General features: G+C 49.1%; 15 protein-coding genes. 5 read left to right on the forward strand and 10 right to left on the reverse strand.

Annotated features, from left to right (window positions below; all coding sequences use genetic code 11):
* Window positions 1-58 precede the first annotated feature (58 nt).
* The 6 genes from lepA to rpoE all read right to left on the reverse strand — a co-directional run bounded on the left by lepA (window position 59) and on the right by rpoE (window position 6,290).
* A complete protein-coding gene (lepA, locus tag IYN85_RS08430; RefSeq protein ID WP_196158356.1) occupies window positions 59-1,861 on the reverse strand; it encodes a translation elongation factor 4 in 1,803 nt (600 codons plus the stop codon).
* Between the two features lie 173 nt (window positions 1,862-2,034).
* Window positions 2,035-3,411, reverse strand: a complete 1,377-nt coding sequence (locus tag IYN85_RS08435; protein ID WP_196158357.1) for a DegQ family serine endoprotease — start codon at window positions 3,409-3,411, stop codon at window positions 2,035-2,037.
* Between the two features lie 83 nt (window positions 3,412-3,494).
* Complete coding sequence (locus tag IYN85_RS08440; RefSeq protein ID WP_196158358.1) at window positions 3,495-3,980, reverse strand: SoxR reducing system RseC family protein; 486 nt, start codon at window positions 3,978-3,980, stop codon at window positions 3,495-3,497.
* 223 nt (window positions 3,981-4,203) lie between these two features.
* Window positions 4,204-5,169 carry a MucB/RseB C-terminal domain-containing protein gene (locus IYN85_RS08445; protein ID WP_196158359.1) on the reverse strand — a complete coding sequence of 322 codons (966 nt, stop codon included), beginning with the start codon at window positions 5,167-5,169 and terminating at the stop codon, window positions 4,204-4,206.
* On the reverse strand, window positions 5,166-5,669 hold the full coding sequence (locus IYN85_RS08450; protein WP_196158360.1) for a sigma-E factor negative regulatory protein: 504 nt from the start codon (window positions 5,667-5,669) through the stop codon (window positions 5,166-5,168). The genes IYN85_RS08445 and IYN85_RS08450 overlap by 4 nt, the downstream gene beginning before the upstream one ends.
* A 9-nt stretch (window positions 5,670-5,678) precedes the next feature.
* Window positions 5,679-6,290: an RNA polymerase sigma factor RpoE gene (rpoE, locus tag IYN85_RS08455; protein ID WP_196158361.1), complete on the reverse strand. Its 612-nt coding sequence runs from the start codon at window positions 6,288-6,290 to the stop codon at window positions 5,679-5,681.
* Window positions 6,291-6,513: 223 nt separating this feature from the next.
* Here rpoE and nadB point away from each other — a divergent pair, with 223 nt between their 5' ends.
* Window positions 6,514-8,148, forward strand: coding sequence for an L-aspartate oxidase (gene nadB, locus IYN85_RS08460; protein ID WP_196158362.1), 1,635 nt, complete (start codon window positions 6,514-6,516; stop codon window positions 8,146-8,148).
* Window positions 8,149-8,458: 310 nt separating this feature from the next.
* Here nadB and IYN85_RS08465 read toward each other — a convergent pair whose 3' ends face one another.
* Both IYN85_RS08465 and IYN85_RS08470 read right to left on the reverse strand, forming a co-directional pair.
* On the reverse strand, window positions 8,459-8,899 hold the full coding sequence (locus IYN85_RS08465; protein WP_196158363.1) for a hypothetical protein: 441 nt from the start codon (window positions 8,897-8,899) through the stop codon (window positions 8,459-8,461).
* Window positions 8,883-9,149 carry a succinate dehydrogenase assembly factor 2 gene (locus tag IYN85_RS08470; RefSeq protein WP_370592171.1) on the reverse strand — a complete coding sequence of 89 codons (267 nt, stop codon included), beginning with the start codon at window positions 9,147-9,149 and terminating at the stop codon, window positions 8,883-8,885. Before IYN85_RS08470 ends, IYN85_RS08465 begins: the two co-directional genes overlap by 17 nt.
* A 69-nt stretch (window positions 9,150-9,218) precedes the next feature.
* Between IYN85_RS08470 and IYN85_RS08475 the strand changes: the two genes are divergently transcribed.
* Complete coding sequence (locus tag IYN85_RS08475) at window positions 9,219-10,079, forward strand: folate-binding protein YgfZ (RefSeq protein ID WP_196158364.1); 861 nt, start codon at window positions 9,219-9,221, stop codon at window positions 10,077-10,079.
* A 36-nt stretch (window positions 10,080-10,115) separates the two neighbouring features.
* Window positions 10,116-10,952, forward strand: coding sequence for an HDOD domain-containing protein (locus tag IYN85_RS08480; protein ID WP_196158365.1), 837 nt, complete (start codon window positions 10,116-10,118; stop codon window positions 10,950-10,952).
* Here the strand turns inward: IYN85_RS08480 and IYN85_RS25855 are convergent.
* Window positions 10,935-11,204: a YkgJ family cysteine cluster protein gene (locus IYN85_RS25855; protein WP_230390647.1), complete on the reverse strand. Its 270-nt coding sequence runs from the start codon at window positions 11,202-11,204 to the stop codon at window positions 10,935-10,937. The two genes, IYN85_RS08480 and IYN85_RS25855, sit on opposite strands and share 18 nt — an antisense overlap.
* Before the next feature lie 95 nt (window positions 11,205-11,299).
* Between IYN85_RS25855 and IYN85_RS08485 the strand changes: the two genes are divergently transcribed.
* Both IYN85_RS08485 and IYN85_RS08490 read left to right on the forward strand, forming a co-directional pair.
* On the forward strand, window positions 11,300-12,064 hold the full coding sequence (locus IYN85_RS08485) for an alpha/beta fold hydrolase (protein WP_196158366.1): 765 nt from the start codon (window positions 11,300-11,302) through the stop codon (window positions 12,062-12,064).
* Between the two features lie 2 nt (window positions 12,065-12,066).
* Window positions 12,067-13,011, forward strand: a complete 945-nt coding sequence (locus IYN85_RS08490; protein WP_196158367.1) for a DUF808 domain-containing protein — start codon at window positions 12,067-12,069, stop codon at window positions 13,009-13,011.
* A 77-nt stretch (window positions 13,012-13,088) separates the two neighbouring features.
* Here IYN85_RS08490 and IYN85_RS08495 read toward each other — a convergent pair whose 3' ends face one another.
* Window positions 13,089-15,191 (reverse strand): substrate-binding domain-containing protein, encoded by a 2,103-nt coding sequence (locus IYN85_RS08495; protein WP_196158368.1) that lies wholly within the window; start codon window positions 15,189-15,191, stop codon window positions 13,089-13,091.
* Window positions 15,192-15,311: the final 120 nt, after the last annotated feature.

Consider the following 15,311-nt stretch of genomic DNA (forward strand, 5'->3'; position numbering starts at 1 on the left):
AGTGCCCTAGGTCATTTATACCAATCGCATCCGAATTCTTTACACGATAACGCGACGACTAGTTATCAACCTTTAATACAGCCAAAAACGCATCCTGAGGGATCGAAACGGAACCGACTTGCTTCATGCGCTTTTTACCTTCTTTCTGCTTCTGTAATAGTTTCTTCTTGCGAGAAACGTCGCCACCATAACATTTTGCAGTTACGTTCTTGCGCAGAGCTTTTACAGTTGTGCGGGCGACCACGTTGTTACCAACCGCTGCCTGAATGGCGACATCAAACATCTGTCTTGGAATTAGCTCTTTCATCTTCTCACACAGACTACGCCCCCGACGTTGAATCAAATCCGAGTGCATAATGATGGCTAACGCATCAACACGATCACCGTTGACCAGCACGTCCAAGCGAGTTAAGCGAGCGTCTTCAAATCGGTCGAAGGAAAAATCAAGAGAAGCAAAGCCACGGCTGACCGATTTCAAACGGTCAAAGAAATCCAACACAACTTCAGCCATCGGCAAGTCATAGGTTAATGAAACCTGACCACCAACGTATTGCATGTCTTTCTGTATGCCCCGCTTTTCAATACACAGCGTAATAACGTTGCCAACATAATCCTGAGGCACCAGGATATTGGCACGTACAATAGGCTCACGGAATTCTTGAATGTTATTTACAGCAGGCAGCTTCGACGGGTTATCGACGTACAACACAGTACCATCGGTCTTCAGTATTTCATAAACCACCGTTGGTGCTGTGGTAATCAGGTCGAGGTCGTATTCTCGCTCGAGTCGTTCCTGGATGATTTCCATGTGCAGCATGCCAAGAAAGCCACATCGGAAGCCAAACCCTAGAGCATCTGAACTTTCAGGCTCGTAAAACAGAGAAGCATCGTTAAGCGACAATTTTTCCAGTGCGTCCCGGAAGTCTTCGTAATCATCCGAACTGACAGGGAACAAGCCAGCGTAAACCTGTGGTTTAACTTTTTTAAAGCCCGGCAGTTGCTCCACCTCTGGGGTCGTCGCATGGGTTATGGTATCGCCCACTGGGGCGCCCTTAATTTCTTTGATGGACGCGCAGATGAATCCAACTTCTCCGGCTTTAAGTTCTTTGGTTTCCGTCATCTTTGGCGTAAAAATACCCAATCGGTCCACCACGTGGCTTCGACCGGTACTTTTAACCATAATCTTATCACCTTTACGCAAGGTACCGTTTTTAACCCGAACCAATGAAACAATGCCCAAGTAGTTATCAAACCATGAATCGATAATAAGCGCCTGCAACTTGCCGTTTAAGTCACCAACCGGAGGTGGCACCGAGCGAACAATCTCTTCCAGGGCGTCTTCGATACCAATACCACTCTTTGCGGAAGCGCGAACAGCATCGTGCGCTTCGATCCCAATAATTTCTTCAATTTCCGCAGCAACCCGTTCTGGTTCGGCTTGCGGTAAATCCATCTTGTTCAGAATCGGGATAACTTCCAACCCCTGTTCAATCGCGGTATAGCAGTTGGCAACCGATTGTGCTTCAACGCCCTGAGCGGCATCTACAACCAACAATGCCCCTTCACAGGCTGATAACGAACGGGAAACCTCGTAGGCAAAGTCAACGTGCCCTGGGGTGTCAATGAAGTTAAACTGATAGGTTTTTCCATCTTTAGCCAGATAGTTCAATGTTACGCTCTGCGCCTTAATGGTAATGCCTCGCTCACGCTCAAGATCCATGGAATCCAGAACCTGGGCGGCCATTTCACGATCGGCCAGACCTCCACAATGCTGAATAAAGCGATCAGCCAAGGTAGATTTACCATGATCGATATGGGCAATAATGGAAAAATTGCGGATATGAGATAAATCGCTGCTCACGTATCAACTTCACTTGCTAAAAAATGGGGCCGCGAGTTTAAACTATTTGCGCAGGGAACACTATCCGGTGCCGGGTGCAAAGCACCGGTTTAAATGCAAATAATCGGAAATGACGGTCAAGTCGTCAGGTCGAGGTTGCCAGCACCCACAAAGGCGCTGACAACCTCTATCAATTAACGGATAGGAATAGCGAGATAGACGATATTGTCACCCCGTAAAATGCGCACCGCCACGGCGCCATTCTCCGGCAACTCGGACACTATGCGATCAAAATCACTCTTATCTCGCACAAATTCGTTTCGCATCATAGTGATAACATCACCTTGTCTCATACCTGCACTCTTCGCCGGCCCTTCCAACAGCTGATCGACCTGAACGCCGTTTCGAGAACCTACGTCACTGACAATAATATTCAGCGGGTTATCAGCTTTTGGCAACGTTGTATCCGAAGCCACGATCGAGTCTTCATCCAATACACCAATGGCTACCGTCAGTTTAATCGTCTTACCATTACGGATGACTTTTACCGGAACTTTGTCCCCTGGATGAACCACGCCGACCAATGGAGGCAAGTCAGATGAACGGCGTACTTCTTTACCATTAAACTCGATCAACACATCATCTGCCTGGATACCTGCTTGCTCAGCAGGGCTACCATCAAATACACGGGCTATCAGTGCACCATCCGCCCTATCCAAGCCCATAGAGCGGGCCAACTCAATATCATCATTGAACGGTGGGTACATTTCGACACCCAGCCATCCACGCTGAACCGTACCAGTCTCTTTCAACTGTTCCGCAACGTTTAAAGCAATATTGATTGGGATTGCGAAAGACACACCCATGAAACCTCCTGATCGGGTGTAAATCTGGGAATTGATACCCACGACTTCCCCTTTCATATTAAACAACGGGCCACCAGAGTTCCCAGGGTTAATAGGAACATCCGTCTGCAAAAACGGCACATAGCGATCATTACCACCCAACGCTCGACCTTTCGCGCTGACGATCCCCTTGGTGACGCTGTACTCGAAATTAAAGGGAGAACCAATGGCCAGTACCCACTCGCCAACTTTAACGGCATCACTGTCACCGAATTGAACGGCGGGCAAGCCAGTTGCGTCCACTTTTATCAAGGCGACATCGCTGCCCGGATCAGTACCAATCACTTCGGCTTTAAACTCATCGCCATTGGTCATTCGGACCTTTACTTCGTCAGCACCGTCAACGACGTGATTATTGGTCAAAATATAACCGTCTTCCGACATAATAAAACCGGAACCTAGTCCCTGACTGGGCTGTGGTTGGTTATATTGAAAATCATCCGGCAGTTGATCACCAAAAAAATACCGGAACAACTCTGGCACCTCTTGTGATTGACCGCCTTTGGTTTGCGCGGTCTTAGTGAACGTGCTGATTTTCACGACCGAGGGGGCGTTGACCTCAACCAGTTCGGTAAAGTCGGGCAGATTCACCTGCACCGCTTGAGAAAATGTACTGACTAACATCACCGCGGCGAGATAAACCGCGCTTAACCATTGCTGCTTCATTTGAATTTCTCCATGCAAAACCATACGCATCGGAGCTAAGAGTACGGCGCTAAACCGCTTCACGCTGCCGCTTTACATCGGTTTTACACCTTCTCAGTAGCGCTTGACGCGATTAAGTCAGAGGCTTTACCAGGTGAAGACAATCGTAAAATCTGAGGCTCTAAAGCAGACATTTTTTTGGTGGGAAACTGACTAATCAGAACGTACCCCGCGACAAACGATAACGCCATCACCAACACTTGAAACCCTTCATGCAGGCCAACTTGATTCGCCACAAACAATCCGAGAAAGGCAAAAAACAACGGGACCATATAAACCAGCATCGCGACACGTGAGACAGTATCGGCAGCCATTCCCAACTCCACAACATCGCCCACATTGGCCGGACCACTGTACGGCAACTGGAAATGATTCTTCTGCTGTTGGCGCTCTGTATCACCCCATTCCGCTAATACCGCCTGACCACAGCCCTGCTTGGCTTTACAGCTTTGACAGGCCGATGTTTTGAGCACTTCTACGATAAGTGCATTGTCCTGGGTGGCGACCACTACGCCGGTTTCGGTCATCATGATTTTTTACACATATTGAATGGTTACCGTAAGACGCTTGTTCAATCCATTAGCATTATCGACAGTCAGAAGCCTGCGTGCAAATCGGGTGGTTGATCGTGTTGTTGAAACGACTTCTGGTTTGATGAAGTGTTACCGTATGAGGTCATCATGCCGACGTTTTTTGTTTAACGGTACTCGGTGGAAACAGCACACGACTTAATGCAACCCATGCGATGCGAGCTTACAAACTCGCATCGGCAACGGACATGCCCCGAACAATTTGTTTGGCTGTGCTGACGGGTATTTCTCCAATAACGGTTACGGAGACACCATTTTCCGATTGCATCAGGGCGTTTGTAGCACCCATTTTAGCCAACGCGACCGGTAGTTTTCGGCTGTCGTCCTTTTCCAGAAAAATTGAAAAGCTGGCCAAACCATCCGAATAGGTTCGCTGCTCCATCCAACCGTTACCCATTTCTTTCCGAGAACTGCGCATCAACAAGTAACCATCAGGCAGCCAAGTTAACCGCGTACTGAAACCTTGCTCAACCGGTGGCTCCGGTTCATTTCGGTAAACCGTTTGTCGGCGGGCATTTTGATCATCCAACAAACTAGGCACCAATTCATCGGCCTGAATATCCACACCTAACTCGATTCGGGCAAACCGGAACTGTTCCAATACTTCGCCATCCAAACCGATGATTTCAGATTGCAACAACAGATTTGTTTCTGTTTCCAACCAAAGGCGATGCCGGTACCGCCAATCATCGCCCACTAACTCAATAATGTGGGTCTGTAATCCGGCTACACGAGCCATCCCCAAGCTCACCGCTTTGTAATTCATTGCAATTCTGGACAGATCCAGAGCATTCACCTGAGAAAACGGCGCTGCCGGTACTGCATGACTTAGCGCATCCTCCGACCCCTCGGGATAAAAACAATCAACCCGGTCACCATCGCGGAGAACTTCCACCATGTCGCCATCAAGTTGCTTCAGCAATTCCGTGCTTTTGCCGAGCTCATAACGATGCACAACGTTATAGAGGCTGGAGTCATCACCTCGACGATGTAGATATTCTCCACGGTAATTCTGTTGTTGAAAGGCCTGACGCATCAAATCAAGTTGCTGCCATTCCATGGCCTGGACACTACTGAGCCCCGACCAAATCAACAGCGAAATCCAGCCAACAAACTTCATCGTTTTCATTCCGAGGCCTCTACCCATTCCAAGTCAGCCGGCACCACAGCATGACCCGTCGTGAAAGAAGCCTGCTCTGCATGTTCACGCAAAAACAAGTCCAAACGCTGTTGAGCCTCAAACTGTTGTTGCGCCAACTCGCTGCCTGCAATGGAGGCTTGCCCAGATGTGACAACGGCTTTTGCTACCTCAACATCGGTGGTATTCGGTTGATTCAGGTTAACAACCGACACAACAACCATGGCGACAGCTGCAGCGATTCCGCCCTGCATCAACCGGAATCGGAATCGGGAAGCTTTTTCCGCCGGCGCCTGAACATCGGTATCGGTAAACTCCAGAGCGGTATCAACAATGACATCTCCCTGCATCCCTGCATGCACTTTGGATAAATCATGCCATTGATGCAGAGCCTCCGGATTTTCGCTCATCGTTTTTAGCATTCGCTGTATATCAAGCTCACTGGCTTCACCGTCCAGAAAAGCAGAAAAGGATTCATGTGCTTTGGTCATATTACTACCTCAAACCGATTCTAACTGGTCACGTCGGCCTAAACCCGACATTACCTGATGCAATTCATTCTCGATGGCTTCGCGTGCGCGGAAGATTCGGGACCGAACCGTGCCAATGGGTGTGTCCATAATTTCAGAAATATCCTGATAACTCATTCCGTCAAACTCGCGTAATGTCAGTGCTACCCGTAAATCTTCGGGCAAGGCCCGTAACGCTTGCTGCAAATGATCTTCAAGCTGAGCTCTGGCCAATAACCCGTCAGGGGTATCCTGTTCGCGCAGTTTGTCGGGCATATCAAAATGCCCCACATCATCAATGTCCTGTCCCCTATAGCTCGGTTTACGGCGCATCCCTTCAAGATGATTCTTGGCGGTGTTGGTGGCAATGCGATATATCCAAGTGAAAAACGCACTGTCACCACGAAAATTATGCAACGCTCGGTAAGCCTTAATGAAAGACTCCTGAACTATGTCTTCAATGGCATCTGGCTCGAACACTAGTCGGGAAACTACCGATGCAACCTTGTGTTGGTATTTTAATACCAGCAGATCAAACGCCCTAGAATCTCCTTTCTGAGCTTTTTGAACCAGCAGTAAATCTACATCTACTGTGTCGGACATTCGGCAATACTCTTATCTGTAAAATAGGATGGCATTGTGACTGGGCGAAACCCAAAAAGTTTCATCGGAGGCAAATATTAATCCTCTGACATCGCATCCCACCAAATTCAACACTGATTGAAATCAGCAATCCTCAGGATCGGAGACATGAAAGCGATGTAAAACCATTCATTTCTCGATAAACTTTGTGCTCTCATTGCCTATTGTACCCAAGGATCACTTCATGTCTGTACGTTTATCAACCGATGTTCTTATCATTGGTTCAGGCGCTGCCGGATTAACCGCTGCGCTCAGCCTGCCGTCTCACATGAAGGTTCTGGTGATGTGTAAAGGCAAACTGGGTACCGGCTCAACAGCATGGGCCCAAGGCGGCGTGGCGGGCGTGTTGGATGAAGTGGATTCTGTCGACCAACATGTTGAAGACACATTGCAGGCGGGCGCGGGACTGTGCGATCCGGCAGCAGTCCGCTATACCATTGAACGGTCAACATCTGCAATACACTGGCTGATCGAACAAGGCGTTCCGTTTACGCGCGTCGATGGATCGGAAGTTAAATACCACTTAACCCGTGAAGGTGGTCACAGTCAGCGCCGGGTCATCCACGCTGCAGATGCTACCGGGCTCGCTATTTCAGAAACGTTGATTCAGAAAGTACGCCAAGCACCGAATATTCACATTTTGGAAAATCACGTTGCCATTGACCTGATCACTACAGACAAGATAAACAGTGACGAGGAGCAGAATCGTTGCGTTGGTGCCTACGTACTCGACACCATCAAAGATGAACCAGTCACCATTGGCTCTCGGTTTACCCTATTGGCCAGTGGCGGCGCCAGCAAAGTTTACCTGTATACTTCCAACCCGGACGGTGCCACCGGTGACGGGATTGCCATGGCATGGCGAGCCGGCTGCCGGGTGGCCAATATGGAGTTCAACCAGTTCCATCCAACCTGTTTGTTCCACCCGAAAGCCAAGTCATTTCTTATTTCAGAAGCTGTTCGCGGCGAAGGTGGGCTATTGAAATTACCCAACGGCGAACGCTTTGCCCATAAGTTTGATGAACGTGGCGAACTGGCCCCACGAGACATCGTGGCCCGTGCCATCGACCACGAAATGAAACGACTTGGTGCAGACAACCTGTATCTGGACATCTCACACAAATCACCGGATTTCATTAAAACCCACTTTCCGACGATCTATCAACGTTGCCTGGAATATGGCTTTGACATGACCAAAGAACCACTACCCGTCGTCCCTGCGGCGCACTATACCTGTGGTGGTATCCGCATTAATCAGCAAGGTGCTACGGATTTACCGGGGCTGTTTGCCGCTGGCGAATGCACCTACACCGGTCTCCATGGTGCCAACCGATTGGCATCCAACTCCCTGCTGGAGTGCATTGTTTACGCGCAAGCTGCGGCTGAACACATCGCGCAATCAGACATGAAACAATACAACCCGGAAAAGTTGCCCTTATGGGATGACTCCCAGGTTGCCGATTCCGACGAAAAGGTGGTCATTTCACACAACTGGGATGAGTTGCGACGCTTCATGTGGGATTACGTTGGCATTGTGCGTACTGATAAACGCTTGGAACGCGCCAAACGACGGGTACAGATGTTGAAACAGGAAATCAGCGAATATTACACCAATTTCCGAATCTCGGCGGATTTGCTGGAGTTGCGCAATTTGGTTGTTGTCGCTGAACTGATTATTGAATCGGCTCTGTCACGCAAAGAAAGCCGTGGTCTGCATTTCACGCGCAGTTATACTCAATGCAGAGATAAAGTCGAAATAACGGTGTTATCACCGAAACAAAATCAAACCGAGCGTCGGCAAGGTCATCGACCAACATAGCACGGGCGCCGGTTTTGCGGCAAAGAGCCGCTTTACCAAAAAGTAGCAGGTCGATTGAGCAAGGACTGCTCTGATTAATTTTATCCACCGCAGTTCTGTCGGATCGAGGGATGAGGGATGCGAGTGATGTAAAGAATGACGAGTCCTTTTCAAAACAGGCATCAATGCTCTGTCATCGATATGAAGGACCCGGAAGACGTGGCTGAAACAGCTAATTTCTTCGTTAAATCCATAGCCAAGACAATGAATTTTACCTTTAGAACTTGCCTCGGCGTTTGCGAATTTCTGCACCCGCGGAGGTAGATGCCAATTATTCCGCGGAGCCCAAGCTACCTTCTGATTGCTTTTGCGCATGGCGTTGCATGACCCTAAAACACATATTCAATGCCCGCCAACTGGGGTCAGACACGGAATCCCGCCAGATTCGAAACGGCAACCTCTCCTCAGTATCGGACCAGAGCTCCCATTCAATAAATGCATGTGACAATCGCCCGACTCCGCGCCATTGCCATTGCGACGCACAATCATCTTGCCACAAAACCACTCGCTCAGATTCGACACGAATGTAATTGGCATCAAATTCAGAACGTCGCACATGCCAAAACAACCATCCCAACAACAGCCATAAAGGCAGCAAAAATGGATGACCACCCCAGACCATGAACAGACCAAAACCTGTCGCTACAGGCACGGCTTCAAAAAATATCCGCCAACGCGATGGACGTATGCCAGCTTCAACCGTGACGGGCATAATCCAGCACGATATTCACCATGCGCTGAATTTCTGAGTCAGGGCACACTGATTTTTCCATAAACCAATTGAACAGATCCTGATCTTCACAATTGATCAATCGCTGGTACTGAACCTTGTCTTCTTCACTCAATTGCAGATATCGTTGTTCGGTAAAAGGCAGCAGCAACACATCCAATTCGAGCATCCCTCGACGACTGTGCCAGGTAAGACGCCGCAAATCCTCGTGTTGTTTTTCAGAAGTTTTCACTTTTAATTATCCGTATCAGACCTATTATGGGGCTAAGTTTATCAGCATACCGAGGTCAAACCGAGCGTCATGAATCAATTAAGCCGTTATCCGCTAGTCCATCTGGATGTGATTCGCCTCGAAGGTCAGGATTCACTCAAATTTTTACAGGGGCAATGCACCCAGGATGTCAGCAGGGTCGACGCTCATCACCCAATGCAAGGCGCATTCTGCAACGCCAAAGGACGCACAATTACCAATGTATGGATCGTGCAGAACGCAAAACAGAGTCACATTTATTATCTCCTGTGTGAGCGCACCAGTGCACCGGTGCTGTTTAGACACCTGACCAAATACGTCGCCTTTTTCCGAGGCGCCAAGATGACCTACGAAGACGGTCAATATATCGGCTATGGCTTAAGCGGGACTGGACTCAATGCGTGTAAAGAAAGCCTGGCAAATGAGCTGGCTGAAGGTTTCTTCTGCGATTGGGGTCAACACCGGGGCATGTTCTGGCAACCTGCTCAGACGACATGTCCAACAGAGATTGCGCAAGCCGAACCAGGGGCGGTCGATGTTTGGCAAGTGGAGGACATCAAAGAGCGCTTCATTTGGCTGAATGAACAACAGGTAGAACAATGGATTCCGCAAAATTTCAGCCTGGATGAACTGAATGGCATTTCATTCAGTAAAGGGTGTTATACCGGTCAAGAGGTTGTCGCCCGGCTACATTACAAAGGCCAGTCTAAGAAACGTCTTTTCACGGTGACCTGGTCATCGGATGAACAAATCGAGCAGGTTTTTTCCGAGCAAGGCATCATTGGTGACGTCATTCAACAGGCCACAGTTGCCGGAAATGGATTCGGCTTGGCGATCATTATAACAGAGCAGACGGAATTTCCGATGTTTGCGGACGAAAATCAGCAAGTTGCGGTGCAGCTGCTACACTAATTTTTTAACTGACACGAACAGGATCAACCCCGCGACATGAGCAACCTAGTTGAAACCGTCTCCCATGACATCATCGAAGCGTTACAAAACGATCAGCTGACGCTGCCAAGCTTGCCGGAAGTGGCGTTAAAAGTAAGAGATGTTGCTGAAAAAGATGATTCGACCATCCATGATCTGACTGAAATAATCGCACAAGACGCTGCCTTGTCTGCACGCATCATTCGTGTGGTCAACAGTCCTCTGTTACGTGCCCCACAGGAGGTAAAGGATTTACCGATGGCGGTCAGTCGTCTGGGTATGAACTATACCTCGAACCTCGCAATAGGTCTGGCCATGGAACAAATGTTCCAGGCGACCAGTGATATGATTGAAAAACGGATGCGCGCGTTATGGCAACTCACCGGTATCATTTCTTCCTGGAGTTCCGTTTTGGCAGCGCACACCAAAGTATTGGCACCTGACGAGGCCATGCTGGCAGGTTTGATACACCGCCTAGGCGCATTACCCATTCTGACCTATGCAGAAGAACGAGATGATTTGATTCAAGATAACATCACTTTAGGCAAGGTTATTGATCGCCTGCACGGTCCTTTAGGCAGCACGATTCTGGAAAAATGGGAGTTCCCCACAAAACTATCGGAAGTCCCTAAGTTGTATCGAAAGTTCGATCGGGAACCGGATGAAGTGGATTACGCCGGATTAGTGACCTTAGCGAACCTTATTCACAACCGGCACCTGGAAGCTGGCTGGGGCTTGCGGGATTGGGAGCAAGTGCCGTTATTCAGCCGCTTTAATCTGCCAACCGACCGCAACGATGAACTTTATGAAGAGCTGGGCGCCCGCGCTGCTGAAAGCTCAGCTGCCTTGAGCTGAGTCGGGGTCGATCCCTTCTAGTTCAAGCATAATCCTGATGGCCTGTTCCCGCGTGTCACCACAGAAAGCGGGTTCAGGCGCAAACGAGGCGCACACCGGTGGTCGTCTCGGGTCCCCAAACAGCTGGCAACGCATTTGACGGTCAAGATGTATACAGGCAACCCCGGCGGGCTTGCCATTCGGCATACCGTAAAATGGTTGGCTGATTCCCGGCGCGATACAACAGGCGCCGCACTGTTCCCGACATTCCATAATACCCAAACCCAACGACGTTACTGACTGAACGTGGATTTTAGGCAGCGCCACCGCTAAACTGCAACGCTTTGTTTACCGCCAGTGAGAGATTCATGCTGCACAGCGAAACCTTTGGTCAGGGACCAGACATTATTTTTTTACATGGCCTTTTTGGGGCAGGCGACAACTGGCGCAGTGTCGGCCGTTCGTTGAGCGATCACTATCGGGTGCATTTACTGGACTTACCTAATCACGGAAAATCGGCCTGGATGAGCGAACCGACGCTACCATCATTAGCAAACTCGGTTAGAGACTGGATAGTCCAGCACGGCATAGAGGGTTATCGACTCCTGGGCCATTCAATGGGTGGCAAGGTCGCCATGGAAATTGCCCTGAATTCTCCGGGCCCCGAATTAGAACAACTGATCATTGTCGACATCGCGCCCAAACGCTATGAGCCGCATCACCAGGATGTTTTCGCCGCCATCAAGAGCGTCGATTTTGATCAGGTACCGGACCGACGAGCCGTTGATGCCGCGATGAGCCCCCACCTGCAGGATGAAGGCATACGGCAGTTTTTGCTGAAAAGTCTGTACAAACAGGAGGGTAAGCTAGCCTGGCGTTTCAATGTCGATGTCTTGGAAAACCGATACGAAGCGGTGGCTTGCGAGCCGACAAGTACACAACCATTTTACGGTCCTACGCTGTTTATCAAAGGAATGAACAGTCGATATATCACAGCAGACGACCAAAATCGCATTATGCAGTTATTCCCAAATGCAAAAGCAAAACTCATTGAAGGTGCCGGTCATTGGCCACATGCGGAAAAACCGGTCGCTTTCACAAAAATACTGTCCGACTTTTTAAAGGATCACTGAACATGGCAGGAACCAGCCTACTCGCACTTATCGACGATATCGCCACTCTTTTGGATGACGTGGCGACCATGACCAAAGTTGCAGCCAATAAAACAGCTGGGGTACTCGGCGACGATCTGGCATTGAACGCTCAACAGGTTACGGGGGTTCGAGCTGAGCGCGAAATCCCAGTCGTACTCGCTGTAGCGAAAGGATCATTAAAAAACAAAGCGATATTGGTTCCGGCCGCACTACTCATTTCACTGCTTATACCTTGGGCGATTACGCCATTACTAATGCTCGGTGGTGCTTTTTTATGCTTTGAAGGTGCCGAAAAGCTGGTGCATCGTTTTTTACACAGTTCTGAAGAAAATGACGCCCACAACAAAGAAAAGCAAGCCGCATTGATGAGCGATGTGGACATGGTGGCGTTTGAAAAAGACAAGATTAAAGGTGCAATACGAACAGACTTTATCTTGTCCGCTGAAATCATCACCATCACACTCGGCACCGTTGCCGAAGCATCATTACTGACACAGATGGCTGTGCTAGTGGTCATTGCCGTCGCGATGACTGTCGGTGTTTATGGCTTTGTGGGAGGTCTGGTGAAAATCGATGACTTGGGTTTGCACCTGTTTACCAACAGCGCGGGATCCGCCGTGAAAAAGCAGCTCGGCACGTTCTTATTGAATGCGGCACCGGTACTGATGAAATTTCTATCCATCGCAGGGACGTTAGCTATGTTTTTGGTCGGTGGCGGTATTCTTACACATGGCATACCAGCGGTTCACCATTTATTCGAACACTGGGCGGAAATCATTAGCCATGGAGCAGGCTGGTATGCCTGGTTAAGTCATGTGTTGGTTGCAGTCCTAAATGGCGTTACCGGCGTATTAGCGGGTCTGGTGCTTGTGGTACTGATCCAAACGGCCAGTAAAATCACCGGCAAAGAAACGGCCGCACATTAGGAAAAAAAGCAACGGAGTTTCGACGACAATAAACCCACCCAAGGGTTTTACCGCAGCGTCGGATCAGTGATTGGGGCTCAGATCTCTTCTTTAGCAGGCTGCGCTTGCGAGCCAAGAATGGCTTTGAACCCCTTCCCTGGTTCGGATTCCAGCTGGATGGTCCAATTCAACTTCTGGGAGATCAGATTAAACACAATATGCATCCCAAGACCGCTACCACCTGCCCCTCGGGTCGTGGTAAAAAAAGGATCGTAAATGTGGCTTAAAACCTCCTTGGAGGCGCCCTTGCCGCTGTCGCCGACCGTTAATCGAAAACCCCGATTGAGCTTCTTCAATTGAAACGTGATTACACCTGCTCGGTTTCCGTTATCCAACCCATGCTTCAAAGCGTTCATGAACAAGTTCGTTAACACCTGAGCCACCGCCCCTGGGAACGTATTCACAATGACACCTTCATCCAGTTCTACGTGCAACTCAATCGGCGTTCCTTTTATTTGATGCCGTAAACTACTCAGCACCGAGTTCACATACTCGCCCAGATCAAACTGACGCTTGGCTTCGGCGGTTTGGTCTACAGACACCATTTTAAAATTAGATATCAGGTCCGCGGCGCGATCCAGACTGTTGTAAATGATATGGGCATATTCACCACATTCATCGACAAACACATCGAAATCGCGTTTCGTCAGGGTGTTATCTGCTAGCTTGGATCGCAACACTTGCACGATATCGAGCAATGATGAAGCCGCTAATTTCCCGGTACCAATAGGTGTGTTAACTTCATGGGCGACCCCACTGACTAAACTGCCCAGTGAGGCCATTCGTTCATTTAATTCGTTTTGCAGGCGGTAGCTTTCGTTTTTATTTTGCAGGGCCTCTGTGTGCAGTAAATCCGTAATCTGGGGTGCAATAAACTCAACGAACTCCGCTGCGATGAGCGTTGTTCTTGCCACAAGATATCCGTAATGAGCATCCTCCACTTCAAGCGGGCAAAGCAGCCAGTAGCTTTCAGTTTCTGTTTCTAGGAAGGATGTCGGTAAGTAGGTTTGCTCTCGAATTCGAGTGTGCCTATTACCTTCCAATCCGATCTCGGTGAGGTATTCCTTGCCGTCCTCTCCAACTTCTTCAATAAAAAGGTTAAGACTTTCAATTTGGAGATCCCCAAGATTTATCCGGGTTTCCTGCAAAATAGTAGCGATAGGCAAACGGCGCTGAAAACTGCGTAACACGGTCAGTTTTCGCGCATTATTATCGCGCTGATGGATTAACGCCCACTGTTCGCTTAATTCTTTATCGAGATCGCCCAGCCCAGGGTGGTTATCGCCAGTACTGCCTCGCCATACCGGATAGCCCTTCACTTCGGTTGTCATGGGGATATCAGTGTCTCCAGCTAACAACAGTTTCGCCAATTTCGCCGCCTGCACACCAACATCTTTGGCCGGGAAATGAACCGTAGACAAGCCTGGTTGAACAGAGGCTGCGTATTCAAAATCATCATATCCAGTCACCCAGAAATCTTCTGGGCAACGGTAGTTTCGCGAGCGCAATGCATCCAACACACCTTTGGCCGTCAGATCATTACTACAAACAACGGTCTCAGCCGGGTTCGTTTGCGTATCCAGATAAGACTCGAATAGCTCGCGGGCTAATCGTGAAGTAAAATCGCCAATGATCACCTCTTGCAGGTCATCACTGCGCGAATGTTCTGCCAAAGCATCTCTGAGAGCCTGTAAACGCAGGCGACTGTCTTCGTTTTGCACCGGTCCGCTGATATAAACAAAACCACTTGTAGGACGCCGACTGACCACCGCACGCATGAGTTCCAACATACCGTGATAATTGTCTACGACGATCGACGGAACACCAGACAACACAAATCCAATATTAATAATGGGTATGTCGCCATAACACTTCAGCACTTGCCGATACAATTGCTCGCTGGCGTTAAAGGCAAGACCGCCGCCATAGGCCAAAACGATATCCGGCCTAGCATCCTGCAAAACGCTATGGATCCAGGAAATACAGTCGATGGGAACATCTGTGGCCGGCAAATAGCCCAACGGCGCGTTCAAAACACGTATAGAAGTGTCTGCAAGTTCTTCATGAATACCCTTGCATATTCGCTGCTCAATCGTCTGTGAAAAGGTTGGAATCAGCACGAGCGCCGTTTTATTACTCAAAGTCATCCTTATTACCGCCAACTGGTTAGGTTAAGCGTAGACCATCCATCACTGGCAGTACCACATTACCATCAAACAGCACCAAGAAAGTTCAACGCCCTCAACGGATGCAAACAAGTG

This window comes from Reinekea sp. G2M2-21 (assembly GCF_015687175.1).
Taxonomy (GTDB): domain Bacteria; phylum Pseudomonadota; class Gammaproteobacteria; order Pseudomonadales; family Natronospirillaceae; genus Reinekea.

What these genes read in the sequence shown, in the direction of transcription:
- IYN85_RS08435 (WP_196158357.1), bottom strand. Translation starts at nt 3,411, where the DNA reads ATGAAGCAGCAATGGTTAAGCGCGGTTTATCTCGCCGCGGTGATGTTA.
- IYN85_RS08440 (WP_196158358.1), bottom strand. Translation starts at nt 3,980, where the DNA reads ATGATGACCGAAACCGGCGTAGTGGTCGCCACCCAGGACAATGCACTT.
- IYN85_RS08445 (WP_196158359.1), bottom strand. Translation starts at nt 5,169, where the DNA reads ATGAAAACGATGAAGTTTGTTGGCTGGATTTCGCTGTTGATTTGGTCG.
- IYN85_RS08450 (WP_196158360.1), bottom strand. Translation starts at nt 5,669, where the DNA reads ATGACCAAAGCACATGAATCCTTTTCTGCTTTTCTGGACGGTGAAGCC.
- rpoE (WP_196158361.1), bottom strand. Translation starts at nt 6,290, where the DNA reads ATGTCCGACACAGTAGATGTAGATTTACTGCTGGTTCAAAAAGCTCAG.
- nadB (WP_196158362.1), top strand. Translation starts at nt 6,514, where the DNA reads ATGTCTGTACGTTTATCAACCGATGTTCTTATCATTGGTTCAGGCGCT.
- IYN85_RS08465 (WP_196158363.1), bottom strand. Translation starts at nt 8,899, where the DNA reads ATGCCCGTCACGGTTGAAGCTGGCATACGTCCATCGCGTTGGCGGATA.
- IYN85_RS08475 (WP_196158364.1), top strand. Translation starts at nt 9,219, where the DNA reads ATGAATCAATTAAGCCGTTATCCGCTAGTCCATCTGGATGTGATTCGC.
- IYN85_RS08480 (WP_196158365.1), top strand. Translation starts at nt 10,116, where the DNA reads ATGAGCAACCTAGTTGAAACCGTCTCCCATGACATCATCGAAGCGTTA.
- IYN85_RS25855 (WP_230390647.1), bottom strand. Translation starts at nt 11,204, where the DNA reads ATGGAATGTCGGGAACAGTGCGGCGCCTGTTGTATCGCGCCGGGAATC.
- IYN85_RS08485 (WP_196158366.1), top strand. Translation starts at nt 11,300, where the DNA reads ATGCTGCACAGCGAAACCTTTGGTCAGGGACCAGACATTATTTTTTTA.
- IYN85_RS08490 (WP_196158367.1), top strand. Translation starts at nt 12,067, where the DNA reads ATGGCAGGAACCAGCCTACTCGCACTTATCGACGATATCGCCACTCTT.